General features: G+C 57.4%; 7 protein-coding genes. 3 read left to right on the forward strand and 4 right to left on the reverse strand.

Annotated features, from left to right (window positions below):
* On the forward strand, window positions 1–165 hold a 165-nt coding region (locus ACEW8G_RS01855), incomplete at its 5' end, for a sugar transferase (RefSeq protein ID WP_373486754.1).
* On the forward strand, window positions 162–806 hold the full coding sequence (locus ACEW8G_RS01860) for an acetyltransferase (RefSeq protein ID WP_373486749.1): 645 nt from the start codon (window positions 162–164) through the stop codon (window positions 804–806). The genes ACEW8G_RS01855 and ACEW8G_RS01860, both read left to right, overlap by 4 nt.
* Before the next feature lie 452 nt (window positions 807–1,258).
* Here the strand turns inward: ACEW8G_RS01860 and ACEW8G_RS01865 are convergent, their stop codons facing one another.
* The 4 genes from ACEW8G_RS01865 to ACEW8G_RS01880 form a co-directional block, all read right to left on the reverse strand.
* Window positions 1,259–1,858 (reverse strand): UPF0149 family protein, encoded by a 600-nt coding sequence (locus ACEW8G_RS01865; RefSeq protein ID WP_373486750.1) that lies wholly within the window; start codon window positions 1,856–1,858, stop codon window positions 1,259–1,261.
* Window positions 1,859–1,890: 32 nt separating this feature from the next.
* Window positions 1,891–3,405, reverse strand: coding sequence for an IS66 family transposase (locus ACEW8G_RS01870; protein WP_373486755.1), 1,515 nt, complete (start codon window positions 3,403–3,405; stop codon window positions 1,891–1,893).
* Between the two features lie 93 nt (window positions 3,406–3,498).
* Window positions 3,499–3,852: an IS66 family insertion sequence element accessory protein TnpB gene (gene tnpB / locus ACEW8G_RS01875; RefSeq protein ID WP_373486751.1), complete on the reverse strand. Its 354-nt coding sequence runs from the start codon at window positions 3,850–3,852 to the stop codon at window positions 3,499–3,501.
* Complete coding sequence (locus tag ACEW8G_RS01880; protein WP_373486752.1) at window positions 3,849–4,298, reverse strand: transposase; 450 nt, start codon at window positions 4,296–4,298, stop codon at window positions 3,849–3,851. Before ACEW8G_RS01880 ends, tnpB begins: the two co-directional genes overlap by 4 nt.
* A 189-nt stretch (window positions 4,299–4,487) precedes the next feature.
* Between ACEW8G_RS01880 and ACEW8G_RS01885 the strand changes: the two genes are divergently transcribed.
* Window positions 4,488–4,709 (forward strand): transposase (locus tag ACEW8G_RS01885; protein ID WP_373486753.1); only part of this gene is annotated, 222 nt, incomplete at its 3' end.

Raw genomic sequence — 4,709 nt, forward strand, 5'->3', positions numbered from 1 at the left:
GGCTGGGATGAAAAATTCGCGCTGGATGTGTGGTATGTCGATAATCACTCACTGTGGCTGGACATCAGAATATTAGCTTTGACGGTGCGCAAAGTCTTTGCACGGGAGGGGATCAGTGCCGATGGCGAGGCGACGATGACAAAGTTCACCGGAACAAGCCAATGACCGCAATCATCGGGGTTTATGGGGCCAGCGGTTGCGGGCGTGGAATAATGCCGATCATCCGCGATCAATATTCCCGGTCGAGGGCCGTTTTCATCGATGATCGCGCCAGCGGCATAAGCAAGATTAACGGACATGATGTGATCGATTGGGCAGGTTTTCTGGCCTTAGAGGCAGACACACGATGCGTTTGCCTCGCCATAGCCGCGTCTGATTTGCGAGTTCGCCTTGCACATCGTTGCCACGATGCTGGCGTCGGGTTGGCCGAAGCCCGAGCGGAAAATGTCGTACAGATGGATGCGGTGTCGATTGGCGAAGGAGCCTGTCTGTCGCACTTTGTCACCCTGACATCCAATATTCGTATAGGGAGATGTTTCCACGCCAATCTATACAGTTATGTGGAACATGATTGCGTCATCGGTGATTTCGTCACATTTGCCCCCAAGGTCATGTGTAATGGCAATGTCCATATTGGCGACCATGCGTATATCGGTACCGGGGCCATCATCCGCCAAGGGACGCCGGACAGGCCACTCGTGATCGGCGCGGGTGCAATTGTCGGCATGGGCGCGGTCGTGACCAAAGATGTTCCGCCCGGCGCCACTGTGGTGGGAAACCCCGCTCGGCCGCTGATCAAGGGATAATTAGAGCAATCCACCGTTACTCTGTTCCATACCCTGCAGCCCGCGCCTTGAGAGCGTATTCCGGCCTCGGCTTTGAAGCTCTTGTGGGTAGACAAAGATTGTGAACACACGGTTTTTCATCCCCAATACCGTGTACGTTTTATTGTACACCTAATTCATTCCTAGAAACAGCGATATTCCAATCTAAGCATCGCTATTCAATTAGACCCCTGCAGCCTTAGTCCAGTTCGCCGCCCGTGAAAACTCGCAACCATTTGAATATGTTATAGTTTGAGCGCGAACCAAGTATTCATATTTGCAAGGTTTTGTCGGGTTTGGTGCAAAAAAGCTTGTGACTTTGCGGGATGGTTCGCGTTGAATATTGGTTAGCGGTGCGAGCATGCCACGGTCATTTGTGCTCGACCATGTTGGGGCAGACGCGATAAGCTTTGCCGGGTGTTCCGTTGACGTGATTATCGGTACGGGGTTCCGGCAGGTACTGGCTCGTCGTACCACGTCACGTGGTGATGGTCGCGTATTGCGGCGACGACGACGGCAATATTCCGGTGCGCTTCATGTTCGAGGAACGCTTCTGTTTCGGGTGCTGGCCTGGGTGGCCCAAGGACCGGCCGGCCCTTCTTGTCGGTGCAGTATATGAGCACCGGCAGCAGCAGCTCATGGAGGTGGTTATTGATGTCGAGCAGCGGTTTCCAGTGTTTCCGGCTGAGCTCGACGGCCGTGTAGAACGCCTGACACCAGGGTCGGGGCTCAACCCCGCCGCCTGCCTTGGCGATGAAGCGAGGGCTGAAGTCGAGGGGCGCCTCAGACAGTGTTTGGGAGATCCGGTTGTAGTGGATGATCGCGGCGGCGAGCGCGGCGTATTCGGGAGTAGAGCCGTCATCATACGGATCGTAGCCGATCCCGAGAGCCGCGTGGATCGGTATCAAGGGATTGGACAGGCTTGGTCCCGCAACGATGGCGCTGAGGAAACCCTCCAGTGCTGACACGCTGCGCACCAAGGGCCGCCGGTTGATTTTTGTCAGCAGCCACGCCTCAAGCTGATCGTCAGTCATGGGAGGCAATACGCCGCCAGACTTCGACCTGTTCATGCAGCAAGATCCAGTTGTTCCTCGCGGGTCGCCGGCTTCCAGTTCCAGGCCAGCAGCTGATCGAGATCGTTGTTCTTCACGTCGCCCGAGACGATGCGCTTGAGGACATCATCAAGCCAGGTGAAGGGATCAAGTCCGTTCATTTTTGCCGTCTGGAGGAGAGATGAGATTTTGGCCCAGCTCTCTGCTCCGCTCTCGCTTCCGGCAAAAAGACTATTTTTTCTTTGGAGACCGATCGGGCGCATTTGTCTTTCAATAAAATTGTTGTCCACCTCGATCCGGCCATCATCGAGGAACCGCGTCAACCCGCGCCAATGGCCCTGGCCATAGCGGATATGCTTGGCCAGGGTGGATGTCGTCGACACCCGTGCCAGCGTATCGTCAAGCAGCACCTTGAGCTCTTCCATGATAGATTTGGACTTCGCCTGCCGCTCGGCAAAGCGATGCCCGGCGCTGGTCCCACGGATCTCCGCCTCGATCCGGTAGACCTGGCCGATCAGTTTAATGATCTGTGCGGTAATCGGCGATTTCGTGCTCTTGTGCAGGTCGACAAACCGTCGCCGCAGATGCGCCAGGCAAAAGGCAAGCACGATTGACCCGCCCTTGTGTCCCGGGTCCTCGAGCGCCTTGTACGAACTGAAGCCATCGACATGCAGCACGCCTTCATAAGCGCCCAGTTGCTCGCATATCGTGCGGTGGCTGCGGGAACGGTCATAGAAGTAGCAGACAACAGGTGGCGCGGGTCCATTCCACCCGCGATCATCGATACCGTGTGCCCAGATCTGGTCGCGGCGTACTTTCCCGTTTCCAGGATCAAGCATCGGCAGATAGGTTTCATCGACATGGATCCGGCCCTGGCTGTGGATAAACCGCAGCTGCCGGTCAAAAAGTCCGTCCAGCCACCAGGCCAGCCGCTGCATCCAGCGTAACATTGTCGAGCGGTCGATATGCACGCCATGTCCGGCCAGCATTTGCGCCTGCCGGTAGATCGGCAGGTACCAGGCAAAGCGCTGTGCGGCGATGAAGACGATGAACGATGTGGTTGCCATGCCGCCCTCGATCAACCGCCGAGGCGCTGGCGCCTGGACGACGCCGCCGTCACACGAACGGCAGGCGTATTTGGGGCGGACAGTGGCAATGACGCGCACGATGGCCGGCACAATGTCCAAGGCTTCGGTGACTGTTTCACCGATCCGGTGGAGTGCGCCATCGCAACACGGACACTGCGTGCTTGCCGGTTCGATGACTTGCGTCACGCGCGGGAGATGCTTGGGCAGCGCCCCGATATTGCGCCGGGCCGTGGCCCTCGGGCGGCCCACGCTGGGATCGTCATTGGCCGCCGCCGGGGTGGCCGGGATATCGCTCAGGTCATCCAGGTCAAGGCGGCCCTGCTCGTCAAGGATGAGACGAGCTTTCTCCGAACGCGCGCCAAAGAGCATCGCCTTGTAACTCGCAATCAGCTTGTTGGCAGCCTCCAGTTCAGCCTCCAGTTCGACGACTTTCACAGTCATCGCATCGAGCGATTTGGCCAGATTTACAGGAGGACTTGTCACCCCCATTCTCTAGCGGAGAACCTCTCAAAAGCCTAGCAAAATCGCCATTTTTTAACCCGCCATAGTCGGTATTTTTACCGGCTTTTGCTCCAGTCTGCGCCAGTCCATTCCGCCCAGAAGCAGGGCCATCTGTGCGCTGGTCAGCTTCATCACTCCGTCCTGGATCGGGGGCCAGGCGAACTTGCTTCCTTCCAGCCATTTGGTCAGCAAAATCATTCCTGAGCCGTCAAAATGCAAGAGCTTCAATCGGTCCGCGCGCCGCGACCTGAAGATGAAGACCTGCCCGTCATATGGATTTTTGGCGATGGTATTTGAGACCAACGCTGCCAAAGTATTGATGCCGGCCCTGAAGTCGATTGGACCGGTTACGAGTATGACCTTGAGGTCGCTTTGAAAGCCGATCATCTGGGACGCAGTGCATCGAACACGGTCCGCAATACGGTCCCATCGACAAAACCGCGGACATGAACACGCGCACCACCGAGCTCAATCTCGAGTTCCGATCGCGCCGACGGCGGTGTGCCATCCTCGACAGCCAGCGTCACGAACAAGATTTTCTCACCTCCGCCATGATGATCACGCACCTGCCGCCGCCAGCGGTGCAAGAGCCCAAGGGCGACATCATAGCGGCGCGCGATAGCCGAGATGTTCGCGCCAGGCTCGAAGCTTTCCGCCGTTATCCTGGCCTTCTCCTCGGGAGCCCACCTCCGGTTTGTCCGGCGAGGTTCGACGACCCTCCCGCTGTAAGTCGGGCTCGCACCGTGCGGCGAACAGGATAAATCCGTGCTTGCACCATGCGCCGCATGGTCCAAATCACTCCAGGCACTATATGTTTCTCTGTTCATCGGCATATCCAAACCCTCGCGTGATCACTGGAAAGGGTTTTGGATTATTGAGCGAAAATGTCGATGTGGTACGCTCGCAGCGCTAACAATTCAGGTGACTAGGTGATGGAAGAGGTGGCTCGGCAAAACTGCACAGCGGGATAAGTGGATTTTCTGTCTAACGGCGGCCAGAGCGGCCGCATGACAGGAGCGTATATGAGCAGACGACCACGCCGGAACCACAGTCCGGCATTTAAGGCGAAGGTGGCATTGGCTGCGGTGAAGGGTGAGAAGACGCTGGCCGAGTTAGCGCAGCAGTTTGATGTTCACGTAAACCAGATCACGACCTGGCGCAGTCAGTTGCTGGAAGGGGCTGCGGGTGTTTTCGGATCGGACGGCGGTAGCGCAGCGGCAGAGCCGGCGATCGACGTAAAGACG

This window comes from Blastomonas sp., assembly GCF_041747255.1.
Classification (GTDB): domain Bacteria; phylum Pseudomonadota; class Alphaproteobacteria; order Sphingomonadales; family Sphingomonadaceae; genus Blastomonas.